We start from the raw sequence: 21,936 nt of genomic DNA, 5'->3' as shown, positions 1-21,936 counted from the left end.
ACGACGATGCCCGGCGGCAGCCGATGCCCGGCGGGATCAGATGAACGAGTTGATCTCGATCGTCTCGTCCCGGCCCGGGCCCACGCCGATCGCGGAGATCGGGGCGCCGGACATCTCCTCCAGCGCCTTGACGTAGTTCTGGGCGTTCTTCGGCAGGTCGGAGAACGACTTGGCCTTGGTGATGTCCTCGGACCAGCCCGGCAGCGTCTCGTAGACCGGCTTCGCGTGGTGGAAGTCCGACTGCGAGTACGGCAGCTCCTCGACGCGCTTGCCGTCGATCTCGTAGGCGACGCAGACCGGGATCTGCTCCCAGCCGGTGAGCACGTCGAGCTTGGTGAGGAAGAAGTCGGTCAGGCCGTTGACCCGGGTCGCGTAGCGGGCGATCACCGCGTCGAACCAGCCGCAGCGGCGGTCACGGCCGGTGGTCACGCCCCGCTCGCCGCCGATCCGGCGCAGCGCCTCGCCGTCCTCGTCGAACAGCTCGGTCGGGAACGGGCCCGCGCCGACCCGGGTCGTGTACGCCTTGAGGATGCCGATGACCCGGCTGATCCGGGTCGGGCCCACGCCGGCGCCGGTGCAGGCGCCGCCCGCGGTCGGGTTCGACGAGGTCACGAACGGGTACGTGCCGTGGTCGATGTCCAGGAGGGTGCCCTGGCCGCCCTCGAACAGGACGACCTTGTCGTCGTCCAGCGCCTTGTTCAGGATCAGCACCGTGTCGGCGACGTACGGCTTGATCTGCTCGGCGTAGCCCAGCAGCTCCTCGACGACCTGGTCCACGGCGATGGCGCGGCGGTTGTAGAGCTTGGTCAGCAGCTGGTTCTTGACGTCGAGCGCCGCCTCCACCTTCTGCTGGAGGATCGACTCGTCGTACAGGTCCTGGACCCGGATGCCCACGCGGTTGATCTTGTCCGCGTAGGTCGGGCCGATGCCGCGGCCGGTGGTGCCGATCTTGCGCTTTCCGAGGAAGCGTTCCGTCACCTTGTCGACGGTGACGTTGTACGGCGTGATGATGTGCGCGTTGCCGCTGATCAGGAGCTTGGACGTGTCAACGCCTCGCTCGTTCAGCCCGCTCAGCTCGGAGAGCAGGACCGACGGGTCGACGACGACGCCGTTACCGATGACCGGCGTGCAGCCGGGGGACAGGATTCCGGAAGGGAGCAGGTGGAGGGCGTACTTCTGGTCACCCACGACTACCGTGTGGCCGGCGTTGTTGCCGCCCTGGTAGCGCACCACATAGTCGACGGATCCGCCCAGCAGGTCCGTCGCCTTTCCCTTGCCTTCGTCACCCCACTGAGCACCGAGCAGCACAAGTGCGGGCACGCGCGTACACCCCTTCCGGGCGGGGCATGTCCAAGGTCAGGGGTGTACACCACGCGTGTGCGGGTGGTACACCGGCGACCTTCGTTGGCCGCAACCCGTCGGACCGGATGCCCCGGAATAGACGAAGCCCCTGGCGCAATAGCGCAAGGGGCTCTTGCACAAAGATGCTACCCGAGGAAGCGAGGCATGACCGAGGTGGCGACTTCCGCGACGTCCGAGCAACTGTTGGTGATCATCGATCCGGTCGCCAGGCGAGTGGACTCGGAGTCGGCGCGAATCGCGAAAGACGTGCTCAGCGCGGGTGCAGCCACCAAGGTGTGCCTGCCGGACGGCCCCGAGGAATTCGCCCGGATGCTCGCCCGGCGCGGTTCCCGCCGACCGGTCGTGGTCGGTGACGACCACGCGCTGGTCCGGGCCGTGTCCCTTTTGCACCGGCAGCGGGAGCTGGCCGGATGTGTGCTGTCCATGGTGCCCGTCGGGGCCGGTTCCGGGGTGCTGTCGCTGGCCCGGTCCCTCGGGGTGCCGACGAGCGCCGTGGCGGCGGCACGGGCCGTCCTGGAGGGCTGCGAGCGGCGGCTGGACCTGCTCGTCGACGACAGTGACGGCGTGGTGGTCGGCACGGTGGGCATTCCGCCGCTGCCCGCCGGGCCGGAGCCGCCGGCCGGGGCCACCGCGGTGGGGCGGCCGTGGCTGCGGACCTGCCAGTCGCTGGTCCGGACGCTGGTGCCGACGCGTACGACGCGGGTGACCGCCGCCTCCGTGCCGAGCGCCGCCTCGGGGCCCGCCCGGCTGCGGGTGGAGGTCGACGGGGAGACGCTGGTGGATCTCGGCCAGCCGGTGGAGGCGGTGACGGTGACGCCCGGCGGCTCCGGCGCGGTCACCGTGGAGGTGCGGCCGCTGTCGGTCGGCGCCGCCGCCACGCCGCTGCGGGCGGACGGGCACCGGGTGACCGTGTCCGGGGCGGACTTCCGCTACCGGGCGGACGCGCTGGTGTCGGGGCCGGTGCGGCGGCGGACGTGGACGGTCCGGGAGGGCGGACTGGCGCTGACCCTGCCCAAGCCGTCGTAACCGTCGTAACCGTCGTGGCCGTCGTGGCCGTGCGTTCTAGTCCGTTCCGAAGAGCTTCCGGCGGTGGGCGCGCCAGCGCTCCATCATGCCCTCGACGTCCTTCTCGACGAACTCGAAGAAGGCCAGCGTCTCGGCGAGCCTGCGCCCGGCCGGAGTGTCCGCGCCGAGGCTGGAGACACCGTCGCGGAGGGCGTCCTCCCACCGCTTGATGATCGCCTCGCGGTTGGTCAGCGCCTCGTACCACTGGTCGCTGTGCACCCGGTACCGCTCCCGGCGCGAGCCCGGTTCGCGCTCCCGTGACAGCAGGTGCACCTGGGAGAGGTAGCGCACCGCCCCGGAGACCGCGGCGGGTGAGATCTTCAGCCGCTCGCCGAGTTCGGCGGAGGTGAGGGCGCCGGCGTCGGAGGCGAGCAGGGCCGCGAAGACCCGGGCCGGCATGCGCGGCATGCCGGCCTCGACGAGCTGCGCCGCGAAGTTCTCCACGAACCGCGAGACGGTCTCCGGATCGCGTTCCGCTTCCGCCATGCCCCGATCATCTCCCCAGGTCGAGCCGCCGCCCGCGAGTCTACTTGGGATTTATACGATTCCTTAACTTCACAAATTTCTGAAAGAAGCGTAGCTTCCAAACCATGACCAAGGCCATCACCGTCTCCGGACTGCACAAGTCCTTCGGCCGGACCCACGCCCTCGACGGCCTCGACCTCGCGGTGGAGTCCGGCGAGGTGCACGGCTTCCTCGGCCCCAACGGAGCCGGCAAGTCCACCACCATCCGCGTCCTGCTCGGCCTGCTGCGCGCCGACTCGGGTGCCGCGCAGGTGCTCGGCGGCGACCCGTGGAAGGACGCCGTCGAACTGCACCGCCGTATCGCCTACGTCCCCGGCGACGTCACCCTCTGGCGCAACCTCTCCGGCGGCGAGGTCATCGACCTCTACGGCCGGCTGCGCGGCGGCCTCGACCCCCGGCGGCGCGCGGAGCTGATCGAGCGGTTCGAACTGGACCCGACCAAGAAGGGGCGGACCTACTCCAAGGGCAACCGGCAGAAGGTCGCCCTCGTCGCCGCCTTCGCCTCCGACGTCGACCTGCTGATCCTCGACGAGCCGACCTCGGGCCTCGACCCGCTGATGGAGGAGGTCTTCCAGCGCTGTGTGACCGAGGAGCGGGAACGCGGGCGGACGATCCTGCTGTCCTCCCACATCCTCAGCGAGGTCGAGGAGCTGTGCGACCGGGTCAGCATCATCCGCAAGGGGCGGACCGTGGAGAGCGGATCGCTCGCCGAGCTGCGGCATCTCACCCGCACCAGCGTCACCGCCGAGCTGGCCGGACCCCCGAACGGCCTGTCCCGGCTGCCCGGCGTGCACGACCTGGACGTCCAGGGACGGCGCGTCCGGCTCCAGGTCGACACCGACAGACTCGACGCCGTCCTGCGGCAGCTGAGCGAGTCCGGCGTGCGCTCGCTGACCTCCACGCCGCCCACCCTGGAGGAGCTGTTCCTGCGGCACTACCAGGACGACCTCGCCGGGGAGGCGGCCCGGTGACCGCCACCGCCTTCGCCGTACGGTCCGGCGGCGCGCGCCCGCTGGCCGGCACCGGCACCCTGCTGCGCTTCGCGCTGCGCCGCGACCGGGCGACCATCCCGCTCTGGGTCGGCGTCAACGCCCTGATGGTGCTGTCCATGCCGAACACCATCAAAAGCCTGTACGGCACCGCGGCCGAACGCGCCGACCTCGTCCGCCAGATGGAGACCAACGCCTCCCTGCGCGCGATGGTCGGCCCCGTCCTCGACGACTCCTACGGCGCCCTGACGGTCTGGCGCGTCGGCGTGTACGCGGGGGCGCTCGCCGCCGTGATGAGCCTCCTCCTCGTCGTCCGGCACACCCGCGAAGAGGAGGAGAGCGGCCGCCAGGAGCTGATCGCCTCGGCGATGGTCGGCCGCCGCGCCCCGCTGACCGCGGCCCTGCTCACCGCCGCCGTCGCCAACGCCCTCCTCGGCGCGCTGATCGCCGCCGGGCTGGCCGGGCAGGGCGGCACCGGGGCACTGGCCTTCGGGCTCGGTGTCGCCGGGCTCGGCATGGTGTTCGCGACGCTCGCGGCGATCGTCGCCCAGCTCACCGAGAGCGCCCGGCTGGCCCGCGGCCTGACGGCGGCCGTGCTGGGCACCGCGTTCGTCCTGCGCGCGGCCGGCGACTCGGCGACCGACGACGGCTCGTCCCTGCTGACCTGGCTGTCCCCCATCGGCTGGCTGGAGAACCTCCGCCCCTACGCCGGAGAACGCTGGTGGGTGCTGCTGCTCCTCGCGGGCGCCGCGCTCCTCCAGGGCGTGGTCGCCTACGAACTCGCCGGACGCCGGGACATCGGCATGAGCTTCCTGCCGGCCCGGCCGGGACCGGCCACCGGTCGGCTGGGCAGCGTGGGCGCGCTGGCCTGGCGGCTGCAGCGGGGCGGCGTGCTCGGCTGGAGCACCGGCTTCCTGCTTGCCGGGACGGTGTACGGCGGGATGACGGAGGGCGCGGCCGACCTGGTCGGCGAGAACGACAACGCCCGGCGGATCATCGAGCGGATGGGCGGACAGGCCGGGCTGACCGACGCGTTCCTCTCGGCGATGATCGGGATGCTCGGACTGGTCGCCGCCCTGCACATCGTCGCGTCGGTGCTGCGGCTGCACGGCGAGGAGACCTCCGGCAGGGCCGAACCGGTACTGGCGAACGCCGTGGGACGGCTGCGCTGGGCCGCCGGCCATCTGGCGGTGGCGTTCGGCGGCACGGTCCTGATCATGCTGCTGGCCGGCCTCGGCTTCGCCGTCGGCTACGGCAAGGAGGCCGGGCCCGTCCTCGGCGCCTGCCTGGCACAGGTGCCCGCGGTGTGGGTGATCGGCGGCGTCGCGGTACTGCTCCACGGGCTGCTGCCGCGAGCCGCGACGGCGGCCTGGGCGGTCGCCGGGGCCGTCCTGCTGATCGGCTGGATCGGCCCCGCCCTGGACGTACCGCGGGCCGTCCTGGACCTCTCCCCCTTCGGGCATCTGCCGAAGCTGCCGGGCGGGACGATGGAGTGGACGCCGGTGCTGGTCCTCACCGCCCTGGCGGCAGCCCTGGTGACGGCGGGGCTGGCGGGCCTGCGACGGCGGGACCTGCTCACCGGCTGATCACCTACCCGACCCGCACCTGAAGCCCCTCCAGGCCGCGGATCACGAAGTTCGGCTTGCGCCGCGGCTCCGCCGCCAGGGTCAGCGTCGGGGCCCGCTCCAGCAGCGCCCGCATGGAGGCGGCCAGCTCCAGGCGGGCCAGCGGGGCGCCGATGCAGTAGTGGATGCCGGCGCTGAAGGAGATGTGCGGGTTGTCCGCGCGGGCCAGGTCCAGGCGGCCGGGGTCGGTGAACACCGCCGGGTCGTGGTTCGCGGAGCCGAAGAGCAGGGCCAGCTCCGCGCCCCGGGGGATCGTCGTCCCATCGATCTCGATCTCGTCCAGGACCCAGCGCTCGAAGAGCTGGAGCGGGGTGTCGTAGCGCATCAGCTCCTCGATCGCGGACGGGATCAGGGAGTGGTCCGCGCGGAGCGCCGCCAGCTGGTCCGGGTGGCGGAACAGCGTCCACCAGCCGCCCGCCGTGGCGTTGACCGTCGCCTCGTGGCCCGCGTTCAGCAGCAGGACGCAGGTCGAGATCATCTCCTGCTCGGTGAGCCGGTCACCCTCGTCGTGCGCCGCGATCAGGCCGGAGATCAGGTCGTCGCCGGGCTCCTTACGGCGCGCCGCGATCAGCTCGCGCAGATAGCCGGAGAACTCCACCGACGCCCGCACCGCCCGCTGTGCCGCCTCCTGCGACGGGTTCAGCTCGTACATCCCGCAGATGTCCGCCGACCACGGCCTCAGCGGCGCCCGGTCGGACTCCGGGACCCCCAGCATCTCGGCGATCACCGCCACCGGCAGCGGCTCGGCGATGTCGGCGAGCAGATCACCGCCGCCGCGCCGGACGAGCCCGTCGACCAGCTCCCCGGCCAGCCGCTCCACGTACGGCTTGAGCCGCTCCACCGTCCGCGGGGTGAACGCCTTCGACACCAGACGGCGGATCCGGGTGTGGTCCGGCGGCTCCAGGTCCAGCATCCCGTGGTCGTTGAGCGTGTGGAACGGCTCGTGCTCCGGCGGGGGCGGGGTGCGCCCGAAGTCCTCGTGGGTGAACCGGTGCTGGTAGGTGCGGCCCAGGCGACGGTCCCGGAGCAGCGCCGAGACGTCCGCGTGGCGCGGGACCAGCCACTGGTTCGTGGGCGCGTAGTAGTGCACGCGGCCCCGGGCGCGCAGCTCGGCATAGGCGGGGTACGGGTCGGCGAGGAACGCCGGGTCCCACGGGTCGAAGGCTGACATGAACGGACGCTAGCCCGGCGAACCCTCCTCTGACCAGGGCTCTGACCAGCGGCCCGGAATGACCGCCTCCCCCTTTACGATCACGCCCATGTCGATCACTCCGTCCGTCCCCGTCCTGCACGGCCGCAAGAACACCGAGCTCCGGTTCGACGGATCGGCGCTGCTCCTTCGCCAAGCGCACAAGGAGCACCACATACCGCTGGCGGCCGTCGCCCGGGTCCACGGCGAGCGGCGGACCGTCGAGGTCGTGCTGCGGGCGCCGGACGGGAGCCGTCCGGTGGTCCACCGGATCGAGGACGTCGGCGAGAGTGCCGCCACCGCCTTCGCCGGGGCCGTCAACACCGCCCTGGCCGACGTGTCCGACCCGGCCGCCGACGGCTCCGCCCTGGTCAGGGTGCGGACCCTCGACTCCGAGAACGCGCGGGCCAGGAAGCGGCGGTGGGTCTGGCTGGGCGCGCTCGCCTTCGTCCTGGTGCACGTCGTGGAAGGCATGCTCGTCACCGCCGCCGGCTCACCCGACCTCTCCATCCTGATCGGGCTGGGCGGCTTCTGCAGCGGCGCCCTGCTGCTCACGGCGACGAGCCTGATGCCGTTCGGCAAGCCGCAGTGGCGGTTGCACAAGGACGGCGTCACGGTGGTCGCGCGGTACGAGGGTCACATCGACGGGATGTACGTGTACAACTTCACCGCCCTCGACGGCCGGCCCTACGCGTACGCCCCCTACGACTACCGCGGCGAACAGGTCGAGCTGGTCTACGACGCCGCCGACCCCTTCAACGGTGTGGAGCGGCAGTTCGTCCTCGGGCGGGGAACCTTGCTGTTCCCGATGCTGCTCTTCGGCGTTCCCGGCCTCCTCATCTTCCTCGGCACCCTGACCCTCCTGTTCGCGGCCTGATCAGCCCGGCGTCACCAGCCGCGCCTCGTACGCGAACACCGCCGCCTGCGTCCGGTCCCGCAGCCCCAGCTTCACCAGGATGCGGCTCACATGCGTCTTGATCGTGGACTCGGCGACCACCAGCCGCTCCGCGATCTCCGCGTTCGACAGTCCGTGGGCGATCAGGACCAGCACCTCCGTCTCCCGGTCGGTGAGATCCCCGTACGCCTCCTGCGCCCCCGGCAGGGTCCGCGAGGCCTCGGACAGCTTGGAGAACTCCGTGATCAGCCGCTTGGTGACCGACGGCGCGAGCAGCGCCTCCCCGGAGGCCACCACCCGGACGCCCTCGGCGAGCTGCCGGGCCGAGGCGTCCTTCAGCAGGAACCCGGAGGCTCCCGCGCGCAGCGCCTGGTACACGTACTCGTCGAGGTCGAACGTGGTCAGCACCAGCACCTTCGCCGTGCCGTCCGCGGCGACGATCTCCCGGGTCGCCTCGATGCCGTTCAGCTCCGGCATGCGGATGTCCATCAGCACCACGTCCGGGGCGAGTTCGCGGACCCGGGCGACCGCTTCCCGCCCGTTGACGGCCTCGCCGACGACCTCGATGTCCGGCATCGCGTTCAGCAGGACCGAGAAGCCCTCGCGCACCATCATCTGGTCGTCGGCGATCAGGACGCGGATGGTCATGCGTCACCCTCGCTCGTCGCCGGGACCGGCAGGAACACCGTCACCTCGTAGCCTCCCTCGTCCGTCGGGCCCGCCGTCATCTCGCCGTTCAGCATCGAGACCCGCTCGCGCATCCCGGTGATGCCGTGCCCCGCGCCGGGCGAGGGCTTCACCAAAGACGGCTCCGGCGGCGCGCCGTTGACCACGCGCAGGCCCAGGCCCCCGAGAACGTAGCCGATCTCGACCCGCGCGCCCGCGCCGGGCGCGTGTCTGAGGGTGTTGCTCAGCGCCTCCTGCACGATCCGGTAGGCCGACAGTTCCAAGCCCTGCGGGAGTTCGCGGACCGCGCCGGTCACCGTCTTGCCGACGTCGAGGCCCGCGTCCCGCACATTGGCGAGCAGCGCGTCCAGATCGGCGAGGGTGGGCTGCGGGGCGTCCGGGGCCTCGTAGTCCTCGGCGCGGACCACACCCAGGACGCGTCGCAGTTCCGTGAGGGCCGCCACCGCGTTCTCCCGGATCGTCACGAAGGCGCGCTCCAGCTCCGGCGGCGGGTTCTCCACCCGGTAGGGGGCGGCCTCCGCCTGGATGGCGACGACCGACATGTGGTGGGCCACGACATCGTGCAGCTCGCGGGCGATCGTGGTGCGCTCCTCCAGCAGGGTGCGCCGCGAACGCTCGTGCGCGGTCACCGTCTGCTGGGCGGTCACCTCCTGCTCGGCGTCCCGGCGTATGTGCCACACGGTGACGGCGAGCAGGATCAGGGCCGAGACGACCATCATGGGGCCGGTGTTGGTGTTGTAGTGGCCCATGCCGAACAGGCTCTCGGCGAAGAGGCTGTAGACGCCGGTCAGCAGCCACATCCACGCCGCCGTGCGCGGCCGGGTGCGGATCGCGACGACGGTCAGCACCACCAGGTGGCAGGCGAAGGCGCCGGCCGGCCACGGCCAGTCCCACTGGCCGCCCAGCACGGTGGCGGCCAGGGCCGCGCCCAGCGACAGCCAGAACGCGACGACCGGCCGGACCATCGTCATCAGCACCGGGGCGAGGGCCAGCAGACCGATCAGCGGGCTCGGGCCGCCGCTGGTGGTCGTCGACGCGATCATCAGCACGAAGAAACCGGCCACGGCGATCATCGCGTGCGGGGTCCACGACACGTACTCCCGCGTCCGGCCGCGCAGCCGCCGGGTGATCGGCCCGTCGACGGCCATGCGGGGCAGCGGACGGTAGGCGAGGGCGTCGTGGAACAGGTCCTGCCGCAGCCCGCGCAGGGCGTCGGCGGCCAGCCGGTACTCGGGGCTGCGCGGCTTGTAGGCGGCGTACGCGGAGTCCGCGCCGCCTGGTGGCGTCGTGTGCGTCTGGGGCGTCTCGGTCACGTTCGAAACGTTAGGCCGGACGAGGCGTCCCCGTCGTCACCAGCGAGAGGGGTCCTGCGGCATCCGTCTCAGGTACTACGGGTGGCAGGTCAGAGGGCCGCGACGGGCTCGGCGCAGGGCAGCGACGGTCCCGCACAGGCCGCAGGACGGGCCCGGCAGGCCCGACGGCCTTTGGCTGGCCGCACGACGGGCGCGGCACAGGCCCGCCACGGTCCCCGGCAGGCCGCACGACGGCCCCCGGCACGGCCCGCCACGATCCCCACGCAAGCCGCACGACGGCCCCGGCACAAGCCCGCCACGGCCCCCTCGCAGGCCGCAGGACGGGCTCGGCAGGCCCGACGGCCTCCGGCTGGCCGCACGACGGGCGCGGCACAGGCCCGCCACGGTCCCCGGCAGGCCGCACGACGGCCCCCGGCACGGCCCGCCACGATCCCCACGCAAGCCGCACGACGGCCCCCGGCACAAGCCCGCCACGGCCCCCTCGCAGGCCGCAGGACGGGCCCGGCGCAAGCCGCACGACGGTCCCCGCGCAGGACCGCGACGATCCCCGTACAAGCCGCACAACGGCCCCGCCCAACCCCCTCAGTAACCCGCCGGCCGTACCAGGCCCGACTCGTACGCGAACACCGCCGCCTGCGTGCGGTCCCGCAGCCCCAGCTTCACCAGGATGCGGCCGACATGGGTCTTCACGGTCTGCTCCGCGACCACCAGTTGCCGGGCGATCTCCGCGTTCGACAGGCCGCGGGCGATCAGCGCCAGGACCTCGGTCTCGCGCTCGGTGAGGTCGGCGACGCGCTCCTTGAGGGGGGCGCGGGGTGCGCCGTCCAGGCGGGAGAACTCGGCGATCAGCCGCCGGGTGATGCCGGGCGCGAGCAGCGCGTCCCCGGCGGCCACCACCCGGACCGCCTCGGCCAGCTGCTCCGCGGAGGCGTCCTTCAGCAGGAACCCGGAGGCCCCGGCGCGCAGTGCCTCGTACACGTACTCGTCGAGGTCGAACGTGGTCAGCACCAGCACGCGGGGGGCCTGTGCCTCCGCCGTGATGCGCCGGGTGGCCTCGATGCCGCCGAGCTCCGGCATGCGGATGTCCATCAGCACGACGTCCGGGGCGAGTTCGGCGACCTGGGCGACCGCGTCCAGGCCGTCCACCGCCTGCCCGACCACCTCGATGTCCGGCATGGTGTTGAGCAGCACGGTGAAGCCCTGCCGGACCATCTGCTGGTCGTCGGCGATGAGTACGCGGATCGTGCCGCTCGTCATGGGGTCTCTTCTCCTGTCGGGGGGTCGCGTCTGGGCAGGGGTTCGGGGAAGACGTACTCCGGTTCCGGGATGCCGGGCACGCGCTCCAGGGGCAGGTTCGCGTAGTCGGTGGCACCGCCGTCCCTGGGCAGGAACGCCGTCACCTGGAACCCGCCGTGCAGCGTCGGCACGGCCGAGACGTGGCCGCCGAGCATCGCCGCGCGCTCACGCATGCCGAGCAGGCCGTGACCGGCGCCCGGGGACGGCGGGACGGGCCGCTCCGGACGGCTGTTGGTCACTTCCAGGACCAGGCCCTCGCGCCGGTGGCTGACCTCGACGCGGACGTCGGAACCCTGCGCGTGCCGCAGCGCGTTGCTCAGGGCCTCCTGGACGATCCGGTACGCCGACAGTTCCACCCCGGGCGGGTACGGGCGGCCGGGCTCGCCCCGGATGTGGGCGACGACGTTCAGACCGGCGGCCCGGGTGTTCTCGATCAGCGCGTCCAGGCGGTCCAGGGTGGGCTGCGGGGCGTCCGGGGCGGCACCGCCGCCGGGCCCCAGCCCGTACGGGTCCTCGGGGTTCTCGGAGCGCAGCACGCCGAGGACGCGGCGCAGTTCGGTCAGCGCCTCCAGGGCGTTCTGCCGGATGCCCGCCAGGTTCTCCTTCAGCTCCTCGGACGGGTTCTCCACCAGGTGCGGGGCGACCTGCGCCTGGATGGAGATCACCGACATGTGGTGGGCGACCACGTCGTGCAGCTCCCGCGCGATCCGGCTGCGCTCCTCCAGGAGGGTGCGGCGGGCGCGTTCCTCGGCGGTCATGGTGGCCTGCCGGCCGAGTTCGGCGCGGGCTTCGCGGCGGCCTCGCAGGGCCATGCCGAGTATCACGGCGAACGAGAACAGGCAGATCGCGAGGACACCGGTGCTCTGGTAGTCCGGCGCGCCCAGCACGCCCTGCAGGAGCCAGGTGATCCCCAGCGTCAGGAACAGGGCCTCTGCCGACACCCGGCTGGGCACGCGCAGCGCGAGCAGCAGCAGCACGAGCAGGTGGGCTATGAGGCCGGCCGACGTCCACGGCCAGGTGAAGTCGTGCGAGTCGCCGGACATCATCCGCTGCCGGACACCGAGCGCCCCGATCACCGTGGCCGCCGTCGACAGCCACCAGGCGGGGATCGGCCGCGACAGCGCGAGCACCACCGCGCCGGCCTTGGCCAGCCCGACCGGGAGGGCGTAACCGAGGGGCAGGCCTCCGTGGTCCTGGAGCTGCGCGACCTCGCCGAGGAAGATGCCCAGCGCGGCCAGGCACAGCACTCCGTGCGGCAGCCAGCGCAGCCATACGAAGGCGGGCAGCGGGTCCGCGCGGACCGTCCACAGGTCGTCCCGCAGCACGCCCAGCCAGCCCCGCAGCCGGCGCACCACCGGGTGCCGGCCCCTCCCCGTCTCCGTCACGCGCTCAACCCTAGGGGGCGTCTCGCTAGGCACGCCGGGCCTCCTTCGCCGCCGTGCCGGCCTCGGCCCGGTGCACGCGGACCACCCGGGACGGGCGCCCGCGCGGGGCCGGGCGCTGCTCGTGGGAGCGGAAGGCGACCCAGCAGACGGTCAGCGCGAGCGCGAACACCGGCAGCCAGGTCAGCCGCACGGCGATCCAGCCCAGGTCGTCGGGGACGGTGTGCAGACCGGGCAGCGGGCCCGCGAGGAGGGCGGTGGCCGTGGTGGCCATCAGGGCCGTCTGATGCCAGAGGAAGATCGTCATGGCGGAGAGGTTGACCAGGACGACCGCCGCCCAGGCGACCGGCCGGCGCAGCACGCGGCGCAGCGGCTCGCGCAGCAGCAGGGCCAGCCCGCACTGGGCCAGGCCGAAGGTGACGGCGGCCAGCGTGGGCGGGTTCAGGTTGGAGACCGCGGCGCCCGGCACGCCGACCATAGACGCCGGATAGCCCGCCCAGGCCACCAGCGCGGCCGTCACCGCCGCCCCGCCGGCCAGCAGGACCCATCCGGCGCGCCGGTGCTCCAGCTCGCCCCGGGTCCAGGCGGCGCCCAGCGTGTAGGGCACCAGCCAGCCGGCCGCCAGGTTGGCCCAGCCCAGCCAGGAGGGGCCGCCGAGGCCGAAACGCACCAGATCCACATGGAGTACGACGGCCAGCGGCCACAGCGGGTTGACCCTGGTGAGCAGCGGAGTCGCCGCCGTCAGCGCGGCGAGGACCAGCAGGAACCACAAGGGGGACAGGGCGAGCTTCACCAGGGTGCGCACGGTGGCGTACTCGGCGCCGGTCAGCAGCAGGCCCGCCGTGGCCACCGCCCACAGGGCGAGCAGGGCGGCCACCGGCGCGAACAGTCTGACCAGGCGGGCGCGCAGCCACTGCCCGTAGGTCACCCCGCGAGCCCGCGCCGACGCGTGGCTGCGGGTCGCCACGTGCCCGCCGACCAGGAAGAACACGGCGAGTGTCTGCAAGACCCAGGAGATCGGGGCGAGTTGGGGAAGGTGCCGCAGCGGGCTGTCGGTGCGCAGGGTGCCGCCGTCCGCGACCAGGGCGGTCACCAGCCAGTGGCCGAGGACGACGCCGAGGATGGCGAAGGCGCGCAGGGCGTCGACCGCGCGGTCACGGGTGACGGGGGTCGCCGCGTCGAGCCGCACGGCGCTCCGGATGAGGGGCGTCGGTTCACGCATGGGTCACCTCCGAGGTCCGGCCGAGCACGATCCGGGCGAGGTTCGCCAGGGAGACCGAGCCCGGCGCGAAGTAGTCGCTGTGGCCGCCGTCTCCGGCGGCGAAGACACGGGCGCCGAAGGCCGGGGACACCGGGTCGGTGCCGAAGCCGACGGTGGTGCCGAAGAGGTCCGCCTTCGCGTGCGGGACTCCGGCGATCCAGTCGTCGCCGCCGCGGGCCGCCCAGATCCGGGCGGTGGTGTGCAGCGCGGCGGCGGAGTCGGCGCCGGTGCCGGGGCTGCCGAGCAGGGCGAGGTCGGCCATCGGTGCGCCCAGGGCGGCGGCGCGGGCGCAGACAACCGAGCCGTAGGAGTGGCACACCAGGGACACGTGGGCGTCGCGGCCGGTGAGGGTGCGCAGCTGCCGCAGGAACCGGTCCAGACGCGGGGCGGCCTCGTCGGCGCGGCCGGTGGTGAGGACCGTGGAGCTGACGGTGCCGGGCGTCTCGTACCCGAGCCAGGCCACCACCGCCGTACGCGTGGACTCGCCCGCCTGCTCGGCGAGTTGGTGGTGGAGGGCGGTCGCGGTGGCGCGGAAGCGGCCGTAGGTGTCGAGGCCGGTGTCGGATCCGGGGACCAGGACGGCGACGTGGTCGGCGTGGTCGAGGTCGCCGAAGACCTCCGTGGTCTGGCCGGCCCCGCGCCCGTCGAAGGCGAGGAGCTGCCGGGACCGGCCGGCCAGGGCGCGGTCGGCCGCGGCGCGGTGGTGGTCGCCGTGGGCGGCGGCCATGCGGGAGGACCGCTCGGCGTTGGCGCGGTTGGCCGCGTACGCCGCGTCCAGGGTGGCCGCGGAGAGCGGGGGCAGCGCGGCGGGCGCGGGGGCGGGGATCTGCGGGCGGGCCGCGGCGGAGAGCGGCAGGACGACCGCGGCGGTGACGAGGAGGGCGAGCAGGGAACGCAGCCCACGGGGCGTACGGCGGCGGCCTGCCGTGGTCCCGTCCCCGGTGTCGGCGCACCGCGCAGCGGTCGGCTCCATGACTCGCTTCCCTCCCCGTCCGCCCGGCCATCGGGCTTCACTGATCGGGAAGTTACGGAGCGGGAGCCGTCGCCCGCGTCACGCCGGAGAGCTCTTCGCGGACGTAGCTCTCAGGTATGACGGGTATGACAGGGGCAGGCGGACAGGGGCAGGCGGACAAATCCCCAAGGGCCTCTGAGCGACGGAGTCCGCGAAGCCGCGAGGCCGCGGGCCCTCACCACGCCAGCTGTGCGATCTCCTCCGCCACCACCGCGCACGCGTCCGCCGCCGGGTCGATCAGCGGGAAGTGACCGACGTCCTCCAGCAGGGTCAGCCCGACGACCTCGCCCGCCTTCGCCGCCGCCTCCGCGTACGACTCGGCGACCGCCTGCGGCACGTCCAGGTCCGCACGACCCTGGACCAGCGTCGTCGCGATGCCCGTGGGCAGCAGCAGCGCCGGGTCGGCGTACGGCTGCCGGTCGGCGAACGCGTCCTCGCCGCCCAGGAGTTGCCGCACCGCTCCGCCGCACACGTCCAGCTTCACCGAGACCGCGAAGTCGGCGATCGGGGCGAGCGCGACGACCCCGCGCAGGGGTGCGGGACCGTCGGTGCGCCAGGGCGCGCCGGCCGGCAGGACGTGCCGGGCGGCGGCCCACAGCGCGAGGTGGCCGCCGGCAGAGTGGCCGGTGAGCACCGTACGGCGGGGGTCGGCCTGGGGAAGCGCCTCGCGGACGAGGCCGGGGAGGGCGTCGAGCGCCGCGGCGACGTCGTCGAAGGTGTCCGGCCAGCGGCCGGCGACGGGCTGGTCCCCGGCGCCGGTCTCCGTGCCCCCGCGCCGGTACTCCACGCTGGCCACCGCGAACCCCCTACGGGCCAGGAAGCCCGCGAACGGGCTGATGTGCCGGCGGTCGTACGGAGCGCGCCAGGCGCCGCCGTGCAGCACGACGACCAGCGGGGCGAGGACGGCCGGACCGGTGGTCCCGGCACCGCGCGGGGCGTAGAAGTCGATCACCTGGTCGGGGTGGTCGCCGTAGGAGGCCGTGGCGTCGGGGTCGACGGGCGGGTGCGAGAAGGCGGACTCCTCCTCGGCGGCGGCCCGTGCTGCTGCGACGTCGTCCGTCATGCTCAACCTCTCAGCGATGAAACGTAGGTGGCGGACCAGGTGGGACACGGGCCGTTGGCCGGGACGGTATCAGGACGATGACGTGCGGGGACATGGGGATGTCACGCTCGGTGAAGAGGTAAACGGTTCTGCTGTTTCGTTACCCTGGCGGGGTGACCCGTACGGGCACCAAGTGCACCCAGGAGGCCGATATGTCGACCGCCGAACCCGGCACCGTACGCCCCGGAGGGCGCACCGCGCGGGTACGCGCCGCGGTGCTGCGGGCGGCCGGGGACGTCCTGGCCGAGCAGGGGTTCGACCGGCTGGACCTCGCGGACGTGGCGCGGCGCGCGGAGGTCGGGAAGACCACCGTGTACCGGCGCTGGGGGTCCGTCACCGGACTCGTGGCGGACCTGCTCGTCGACATGGCCGAGCAGTCCTCGCCCCGGCAGGAGACCGGGTCGGTGCTCGGCGATCTGCGGGCCAACGCGCTGCTCGTGCAGCGGACGCTGGCGGACGAGCGGCAGGGGGCGCTGTTCCGCGCGGTGATCGCGGCGGCGACGTGCGACGAGCGGACGGCACAGGCGCTGCGGCGGTTCTACGAGGTGCGGGTGGCCGAGTGGGCGCCGTGCGTGGAGCAGGGCGTGGCCCGGGGCGAGTTGCCGGAGGGCACGGACGCCCGGGCGGTCGTACGGGCGGTGTCCGCTCCGCTGTACTACGGGTTGCTGACGTCCGGGGCGGTCCCCGACGCCCCCGCCGCGGAGCGGGCCGCGCGGGCCGCGCACGCCGCTGCCGTGGCGGGGGTCTTCGTCGGGGAGTGACCGGGTGCGGCCGGGCCACCGGCTACCGCAGGACCTCCGCCAGCACCCTCGCCGCCCTCTCCGCATCCCCGAACCCGACGTACAGCGGCGTGAAGCCGAAGCGCAGGACGTCCGGGGCGCGGAAGTCGCCGACGACTCCCCGCTCGATGAGCCGCTTCATGACGTCTCCGGCGTCGTCGCACCGCAACGCCACCTGGCTGCCCCGCTCCCCGTGGGGCACCGGAGTCACCGACTCCACGCGGCCCGCCGGGACGTAGGCGGCGACGCACTCCAGGAAGAAGTCCGTCAGCGCCAGCGACTTGGCGCGCACCGCCTCGATCGACACCCCGTCCCAGACGTCGAGTGCCGCCTCCAGGGCGAGCATCGACAGGATGTCCGGCGTGCCGACGCGCCCGCGCAGCGCACCCGGACCCGGCTCGTAGCCGGCCCGCATGCCGAAGGGCTCCGCGTGGGAGTTCCAGCCGGGCAGCGGGGAGTCGAAGCGGTCCTGGAGTTCCCGGCGCACGTAGAGGTAGGCCGGTGAACCCGGGCCGCCGTTCAGGTACTTGTACGTGCAGCCGACCGCCAGGTCCACCCCGTGCTCGTCCAGCCCGACGGGCAGCGCGCCCGCGCTGTGGCACAGGTCCCAGACGGCGATCGCGCCCGCGCGGTGCACGGCGGCCGTGAGGGCCGGCAGGTCGTGGAGGCGTCCGGTGCGGTAGTCGACGTGGTTGAGGAGGACGGCGGCCGTGCGGTCGCCCAGCACACCCGGCACCTCCGCCGGGACCACCGGCCGCAGGGTGCAGCCCGTCATCCGCGCCGCCGACTCGGCGATGTACCCGTCGGTCGGGAAGGTCGTCGCGTCGACGACGATCTCGTCACGCCGCCCGGGAAAGCCCTCGCTCCCGGAAGAGCCCTCGCCACCGGAAGCACCGGAAGCGCCGGAAGCGCCCTCGCCCCCGCCGGCACCCGCGTTCGCCATCCGTACCGCCGCCACCAGCGCCTTGAAGACGTTCACGCTGGTCGAGTCGCCGACGACCACCTGCCCGGCCGCCGCCCCGATCAGGGGCGCGATCCGGTCGCCGATCCGCTCGGGCGCGGTCCACCAGCCGCTCTCCTCCCAGGAGCGGATCCGCAGCTCGCCCCACTGGCGGCCGACCACGTCGGCGACCCGCCCGGGGACGGCCGCGGGCAGCGCGCCCAGGGAGTTCCCGTCCAGGTAGACGACGTCGTCGAGGACGAACTCGGCTCGCTTGCCCGCCAGTCCGTCCGCCCCGTCCAGCTTCTCCGCCCGCATCGCCAGTTCGGCCGTGCGCAGGCCGGCCGTACGCAGGTCGGGCGTCCCCGGCTCAGACATAGGACCTCGCCGTCCACAGCTCGGGGAAAACGTTCTTCTGCGCGCGCTTCTCCAGCCAGGCGACCCCGGCGGAGCCGCCCGTACCGGTCTTCGCGCCCATCGCGCGGCGGGTGGCGACCAGGTGGTCGTTGCGCCAGCGCCACACCAGTTCGGCGACGTCGGTCAGCGCCTCGCCGAGCCGGGCGAGTTCGTCGGACTCGTCCGCGGAGTAGAGGGCGGTCCACACCGCCTCCACCTCCGGCGACGGCTCGTAGCGCCGGGAGACGTCACGCGTGAGCACCGACTCGGGGATCGCGTGCCCGCGGCGTGCCAGCAGCGCCAGCACCTCGTCGTACAGGCTCGGCTCGTGCAGCGCCTTCTCCAGCTCCGCGTGGACGCGGGGCGCGCCCCGGTGCGGCACCAGCATCGACGCGGACTTGTCGCCGAGCAGGAACTCCATGCGGCGGTACATCGCGGACTGGAAGCCGGAACCCTCCCCGAGGGCTCCCCGGTACGAGTTGAACTGCGCCGGCGTGAGCTGGGCGAGCGGCTTCCAGGAGGCGTTCAGCGCCTCCAGCTCCCGGACGGAACGTTTCAGCGCGGCCATCGCCGTCGGTACGTCGTCCTCGCGCAGCGCCTTCGCGGCCGTCTCCCACTCGTGGACGATCACCGTGAACCACAGCTCCATGACCTGGGTCGTGACCAGGAAGACCATCTCTCCGGGATCGTCGGAGAGGGTGTGCTGGAGGTGGGTGAGGACGTCCGCCTTGACGTAGTCCTCGTACGGGGTGGTCCCCTGGAAGTCGAGATGCGGGGTCTCGGGCTCGTGGGTCGCCTGAGCCTCGTGGGACATCGCTGTCTCCTGTTGTTGCTCCGGGTAGCGGTCCGCCCCTGCCGTTACCGGCACGGGGGCCCCGGTCCCCACCCCGCATCCTCCGCAAAGCCCGGGAACATCGCAAGGCCCGCCTGATCACAGACGGGCCTCGCGGGGACGCACGCGGACGCGCGCGGGCGTCAGCCCAGCGTCTGCGCCGCCGTCGGCGACGAGTCCTTCAGGAACTGGGTGCAGCGCTCGTACTCCTCCTGCTCCCCGATCGCCTGCGCGGCGCGGGCCAGGGCGTGCAGGGCGCGCAGGAAGCCGCGGTTCGGCTCGTGCTCCCACGGCACCGGCCCGTGGCCCTTCCAGCCGTTGCGGCGCAGGGCGTCCAGGCCACGGTGGTAGCCGGTACGGGCGTAGGCGTACGACTCCACCACGCTGCCCCGCTCGAACGCCTCGTCGGCCAGCCGGGCCCAGGCCAGCGACGAGGTCGGGTACTTCCCGGCGACCTCGGCGGCCGGGGCGCCGCCCGCCAGCAGCTCGCGCGGCTCCGGGTCGTCGGGCAGGTGGGTCGGGGGCGGTCCCCCGAGCAGGTTCTCGTGAATCGTCATGGGTTCAGTCTGTCACCGGTGGGTGCCGTCGGCCGGTGGCCCTCCGGGCGCGGCCGACGGCTCCTCGCCCTCCAGCGGCGGCGCCGTCACCCCGCAGTGCGTACGGCACTGCGGGTGCCGGCAGCCCGGCGCGGGCCGCCGTACGGTCGCGAAGGCCAGCACGGCTCCCACCACCAGGACGCCCGCGCACCACAGCATCGCCCGGCCGAACGCGGCGTCGAAGGCGGACGCCGAGCGGTAGGCCTCCGGCCCCATCCCGGCGAGCAGCGGCAGCGCGGCCACCGCGACCAGGCCCGCCGCCCGCGCGGCCGCGTTGTTGATGCCGCTGGCCAGGCCCGCCCGCGCGGTGTCGACGGAACCGAGGACGGTTGCGGTCAGCGGGGCGACCAGGGTGACCATGCCGAGGCCCAGCACCAGCAGCGCGGGCAGCACGTCGACGACGTACGACGCGTCGGGCCCGACCCTGAGCATCAGCAGCATGCCCGCCGCGCACAGCAGCGGCCCCACGGTCAGCGGGAGGCGCGGCCCGGTCAGCTCGCCCAGCTCCCCGGACCGCGCGGAGAACAGCAGCATCAGCACGGTCGTCGGCAGCAGGGCCGTACCCGCGCCGAGGGCGGAGTACCCGGAGACGACCTGGAGCTGGATCACGACGAGGAAGAAGAAGCCGCCGAAGGCCGCGTACACGCACAGCGTGACCAGGTTGACCGCGGTGAACTGGCGGGAGGCGAAGATGTCCGGCGGCATCATCGGATCGGGCCGCCGCCGCTCCACCACCACGAACGCCACGGCGGCGAGCACGCCCAGGACGCCCGTCACGGCCACCGCCGGCGTGCCCGCGCGGGCCTCGATCAGCGCGTACGTCACCAGGGCGAGCGCGAGGGCGCCGAGCACCGCGCCGAGCACGTCGAACCGGCCGCGGGAGCCGCTCGCGGACTCCGGTACGTGCCGCAGCGCGACCGGCACGCACAGCAGGGCCAGCGGGACGTTGATCAGGAACACCCAGCGCCAGCCGGGCCCGTCCACCAGCCAGCCGCCGAGGAACGGCCCCACGGCGGCGCCGATGCCGCCGAAGCCGGACCACAGGCCGACCGCGCGGCCCCGGTCGTCGGGGTGGATGGACGCCTGGATCAGCGCCAGGGACCCCGGCGTGAGCAGCGCGCCGCCGACGCCCTGCAGGGCCCGGGCGGCGACGAGGACCCCGGCGTTCGGGGCGAGCCCGCACAGCAGCGAGGCGACCGCGAACCACGCGACGCCGAGCACGAAGATCCGCCGGCGCCCGTAGCGGTCGCCGAGGGCGCCGCCGAGCAGGATCAGCCCGGCCAGCGTGACCATGTACGCGTTGACCGTCCACTGCAGCACGGCGAGGTCCGCGTCGAGGTCGGTGCCGATGCGGGGCAGGGCCACGTTCACGACGGTCGAGTCCAGCATGGCCATGCTGGAGCCGAGCACCGTGGTGAACAGGACCCACTTGCCCTGGGGGGAGGCCAGCCGGACGTCGGGCATGCCCCCAGGTATACAGCGAGCCCGGTGCGGTGGCACCGGGCTCGCCGTGCGGACGTACGGGCGTACGGGTTACTTCAGCTTCGTACCGGCCGACCGCAGGTTCTTGCAGGCCTCGACGACGCGCGTGGCCATGCCGGCCTCGGCCAGCTTGCCCCAGGTGCGCGGGTCGTAGGTCTTCTTGGAGCCGACCTCGCCGTCGACCTTCAGGACGCCGTCGTAGTTCTTGAACATGTGGTCGGCGACCGGACGCGTGAAGGCGTACTGGGTGTCCGTGTCGATGTTCATCTTGACCACGCCGTTCTCCAGCGCGGTCAGGATCTCCTGCTCGGTGGAGCCGGAGCCGCCGTGGAAGACGAAGTCGAACGGCTGGGAGCCGGCGGGCTTGCCGTACTTGGCGGCGACGCCCTCGTTCAGCTCCTTCAGCAGCTCGGGACGGAGCACCACGTTGCCCGGCTTGTACACGCCGTGCACGTTGCCGAAGGACGCGGCCAGCAGGTAGCGGCCCTTCTCACCGAGACCGAGCGCCTCGGCCGTGCGGATCGCGTCGTCGACCGTCGTGTACAGCTCGTCGTTGATCTCGTGGGTGACGCCGTCCTCCTCACCGCCGGTGGGGGTGATCTCCACCTCGAGGATGATCTTGGCGGCGGCGGCACGGGCCAGCAGCTCCTGGCCGATGGCCAGGTTGTCGGCCAGGGTCTCCGCGGAGCCGTCCCACATGTGGGACTGGAACAGCGGGTTCTCGCCGCGGGCGACGCGCTCCTCGGAGATGGCCAGCAGCGGACGGACGTAGCCGTCCAGCTTGTCCTTCGGGCAGTGGTCGGTGTGCAGGGCGACCGTCACGTCGTACTTCGCGGCCACGATGTGCGCGAACTCGGCCAGGGCGACGGCGCCGGTGACCATGTCCTTGTTGTACTGGCCGCCCAGGAACTCCGCGCCACCCGTCGAGATCTGGATGATGCCGTCGCTCTCGGCCTCGGCGAAGCCGCGCAGCGCCGCGTGCAGGGTCTGCGACGAGGTGACGTTGATGGCCGGGTAGGCGAACTTGCCTGCCTTCGCCCGGTCGAGCATCTCGTTGTAGACCTCGGGGGTTGCGATGGGCATCTGTCCGCTCCTTGTATGTGCGGGTGGGCGTGTGGTGCGTTTACGGCCCTGACCTAGACCATGGGGGCGACGTCATCGTCGGCCCCATCTTTCCAGACTCGGCCGGAAGGTCCATGGGGCCGTCC

20 protein-coding genes are annotated in these 21,936 nt (G+C 73.2%); 5 read left to right on the top strand and 15 right to left on the bottom strand.

Annotation, left to right across the window (positions count from 1 at the left end; translation table 11 throughout):
- Positions 1–36: 36 nt before the first annotated feature.
- The gene (locus AMK31_RS26445; RefSeq protein ID WP_073943159.1) at positions 37–1,320 is read right to left on the bottom strand and encodes an adenylosuccinate synthase; all 1,284 of its coding nucleotides are present in this window, start codon (positions 1,318–1,320) and stop codon (positions 37–39) included.
- A gap of 186 nt (positions 1,321–1,506) precedes the next feature.
- On the opposite strand from AMK31_RS26445, the gene AMK31_RS26440 reads away from it, so the two are divergent.
- Positions 1,507–2,388, top strand: coding sequence for a diacylglycerol kinase (locus AMK31_RS26440; RefSeq protein ID WP_073943158.1), 882 nt, complete (start codon positions 1,507–1,509; stop codon positions 2,386–2,388).
- 36 nt (positions 2,389–2,424) lie between these two features.
- On the opposite strand, the gene AMK31_RS41100 is transcribed toward AMK31_RS26440, so the two are convergent.
- On the bottom strand, positions 2,425–2,913 hold the full coding sequence (locus tag AMK31_RS41100) for a GbsR/MarR family transcriptional regulator (protein WP_198948575.1): 489 nt from the start codon (positions 2,911–2,913) through the stop codon (positions 2,425–2,427).
- A 104-nt stretch (positions 2,914–3,017) separates the two neighbouring features.
- Here AMK31_RS41100 and AMK31_RS41095 point away from each other — a divergent pair, with 104 nt between their 5' ends.
- Positions 3,018–3,923 (top strand): ABC transporter ATP-binding protein, encoded by a 906-nt coding sequence (locus AMK31_RS41095; RefSeq protein WP_073943157.1) that lies wholly within the window; start codon positions 3,018–3,020, stop codon positions 3,921–3,923.
- Entirely contained in the window at positions 3,920–5,527 is a 1,608-nt protein-coding gene (locus tag AMK31_RS26425) for an ABC transporter permease (RefSeq protein WP_073943156.1), read from the top strand. The genes AMK31_RS41095 and AMK31_RS26425 overlap by 4 nt, the downstream gene beginning before the upstream one ends.
- A 4-nt stretch (positions 5,528–5,531) precedes the next feature.
- On the opposite strand, the gene AMK31_RS26420 is transcribed toward AMK31_RS26425, so the two are convergent.
- Positions 5,532–6,737: a cytochrome P450 gene (locus AMK31_RS26420; protein WP_073943155.1), complete on the bottom strand. Its 1,206-nt coding sequence runs from the start codon at positions 6,735–6,737 to the stop codon at positions 5,532–5,534.
- A gap of 88 nt (positions 6,738–6,825) precedes the next feature.
- Here AMK31_RS26420 and AMK31_RS26415 point away from each other — a divergent pair, with 88 nt between their 5' ends.
- Positions 6,826–7,632 (top strand): hypothetical protein, encoded by an 807-nt coding sequence (locus AMK31_RS26415; protein ID WP_073943154.1) that lies wholly within the window; start codon positions 6,826–6,828, stop codon positions 7,630–7,632.
- Here AMK31_RS26415 and AMK31_RS26410 read toward each other — a convergent pair whose 3' ends face one another.
- The 7 genes from AMK31_RS26410 to AMK31_RS26380 form a co-directional block, all read right to left on the bottom strand.
- Positions 7,633–8,298, bottom strand: a complete 666-nt coding sequence (locus AMK31_RS26410) for a response regulator (protein ID WP_073943153.1) — start codon at positions 8,296–8,298, stop codon at positions 7,633–7,635.
- Positions 8,295–9,650 (bottom strand): sensor histidine kinase, encoded by a 1,356-nt coding sequence (locus AMK31_RS26405; protein ID WP_073943152.1) that lies wholly within the window; start codon positions 9,648–9,650, stop codon positions 8,295–8,297. Before AMK31_RS26405 ends, AMK31_RS26410 begins: the two co-directional genes overlap by 4 nt.
- 582 nt (positions 9,651–10,232) lie before the next feature.
- Positions 10,233–10,907, bottom strand: a complete 675-nt coding sequence (locus AMK31_RS26400) for a response regulator (RefSeq protein ID WP_073943151.1) — start codon at positions 10,905–10,907, stop codon at positions 10,233–10,235.
- Entirely contained in the window at positions 10,904–12,331 is a 1,428-nt protein-coding gene (locus tag AMK31_RS26395; RefSeq protein ID WP_079186935.1) for a sensor histidine kinase, read from the bottom strand. The genes AMK31_RS26400 and AMK31_RS26395 overlap by 4 nt, the downstream gene beginning before the upstream one ends.
- A 25-nt stretch (positions 12,332–12,356) precedes the next feature.
- Positions 12,357–13,550, bottom strand: coding sequence for an acyltransferase family protein (locus AMK31_RS26390; protein WP_073943150.1), 1,194 nt, complete (start codon positions 13,548–13,550; stop codon positions 12,357–12,359).
- Entirely contained in the window at positions 13,543–14,562 is a 1,020-nt protein-coding gene (locus AMK31_RS26385) for an alpha/beta hydrolase (RefSeq protein ID WP_073943149.1), read from the bottom strand. The genes AMK31_RS26390 and AMK31_RS26385 overlap by 8 nt, the downstream gene beginning before the upstream one ends.
- A gap of 214 nt (positions 14,563–14,776) precedes the next feature.
- Positions 14,777–15,664, bottom strand: a complete 888-nt coding sequence (locus AMK31_RS26380) for an alpha/beta hydrolase (protein WP_073943148.1) — start codon at positions 15,662–15,664, stop codon at positions 14,777–14,779.
- A 191-nt stretch (positions 15,665–15,855) separates the two neighbouring features.
- Here AMK31_RS26380 and AMK31_RS26375 point away from each other — a divergent pair, with 191 nt between their 5' ends.
- Positions 15,856–16,464 carry a TetR/AcrR family transcriptional regulator gene (locus tag AMK31_RS26375; RefSeq protein WP_073943147.1) on the top strand — a complete coding sequence of 203 codons (609 nt, stop codon included), beginning with the start codon at positions 15,856–15,858 and terminating at the stop codon, positions 16,462–16,464.
- Positions 16,465–16,486: 22 nt separating this feature from the next.
- On the opposite strand, the gene AMK31_RS26370 is transcribed toward AMK31_RS26375, so the two are convergent.
- The 5 genes from AMK31_RS26370 to fbaA all read right to left on the bottom strand — a co-directional run bounded on the left by AMK31_RS26370 (position 16,487) and on the right by fbaA (position 21,811).
- Entirely contained in the window at positions 16,487–17,800 is a 1,314-nt protein-coding gene (locus AMK31_RS26370; protein WP_073943146.1) for a kynureninase, read from the bottom strand.
- Positions 17,793–18,632 (bottom strand): tryptophan 2,3-dioxygenase family protein, encoded by an 840-nt coding sequence (locus tag AMK31_RS26365; protein ID WP_073943145.1) that lies wholly within the window; start codon positions 18,630–18,632, stop codon positions 17,793–17,795. The genes AMK31_RS26370 and AMK31_RS26365 overlap by 8 nt, the downstream gene beginning before the upstream one ends.
- 161 nt (positions 18,633–18,793) lie before the next feature.
- Positions 18,794–19,207, bottom strand: a complete 414-nt coding sequence (locus AMK31_RS26360; protein WP_073943144.1) for a DUF3151 domain-containing protein — start codon at positions 19,205–19,207, stop codon at positions 18,794–18,796.
- 12 nt (positions 19,208–19,219) lie between these two features.
- Positions 19,220–20,710 (bottom strand): MFS transporter, encoded by a 1,491-nt coding sequence (locus tag AMK31_RS26355; protein ID WP_073943143.1) that lies wholly within the window; start codon positions 20,708–20,710, stop codon positions 19,220–19,222.
- Between the two features lie 69 nt (positions 20,711–20,779).
- On the bottom strand, positions 20,780–21,811 hold the full coding sequence (gene fbaA, locus AMK31_RS26350; RefSeq protein WP_073943142.1) for a class II fructose-bisphosphate aldolase: 1,032 nt from the start codon (positions 21,809–21,811) through the stop codon (positions 20,780–20,782).
- Positions 21,812–21,936 lie beyond the last annotated feature (125 nt).

The sequence above is a fragment of the Streptomyces sp. TSRI0107 genome (assembly GCF_001905845.1).
Classification (GTDB): Bacteria; Actinomycetota; Actinomycetes; order Streptomycetales; family Streptomycetaceae; genus Streptomyces.
This window is presented reverse-complemented; position numbering and strand designations above follow the sequence as displayed.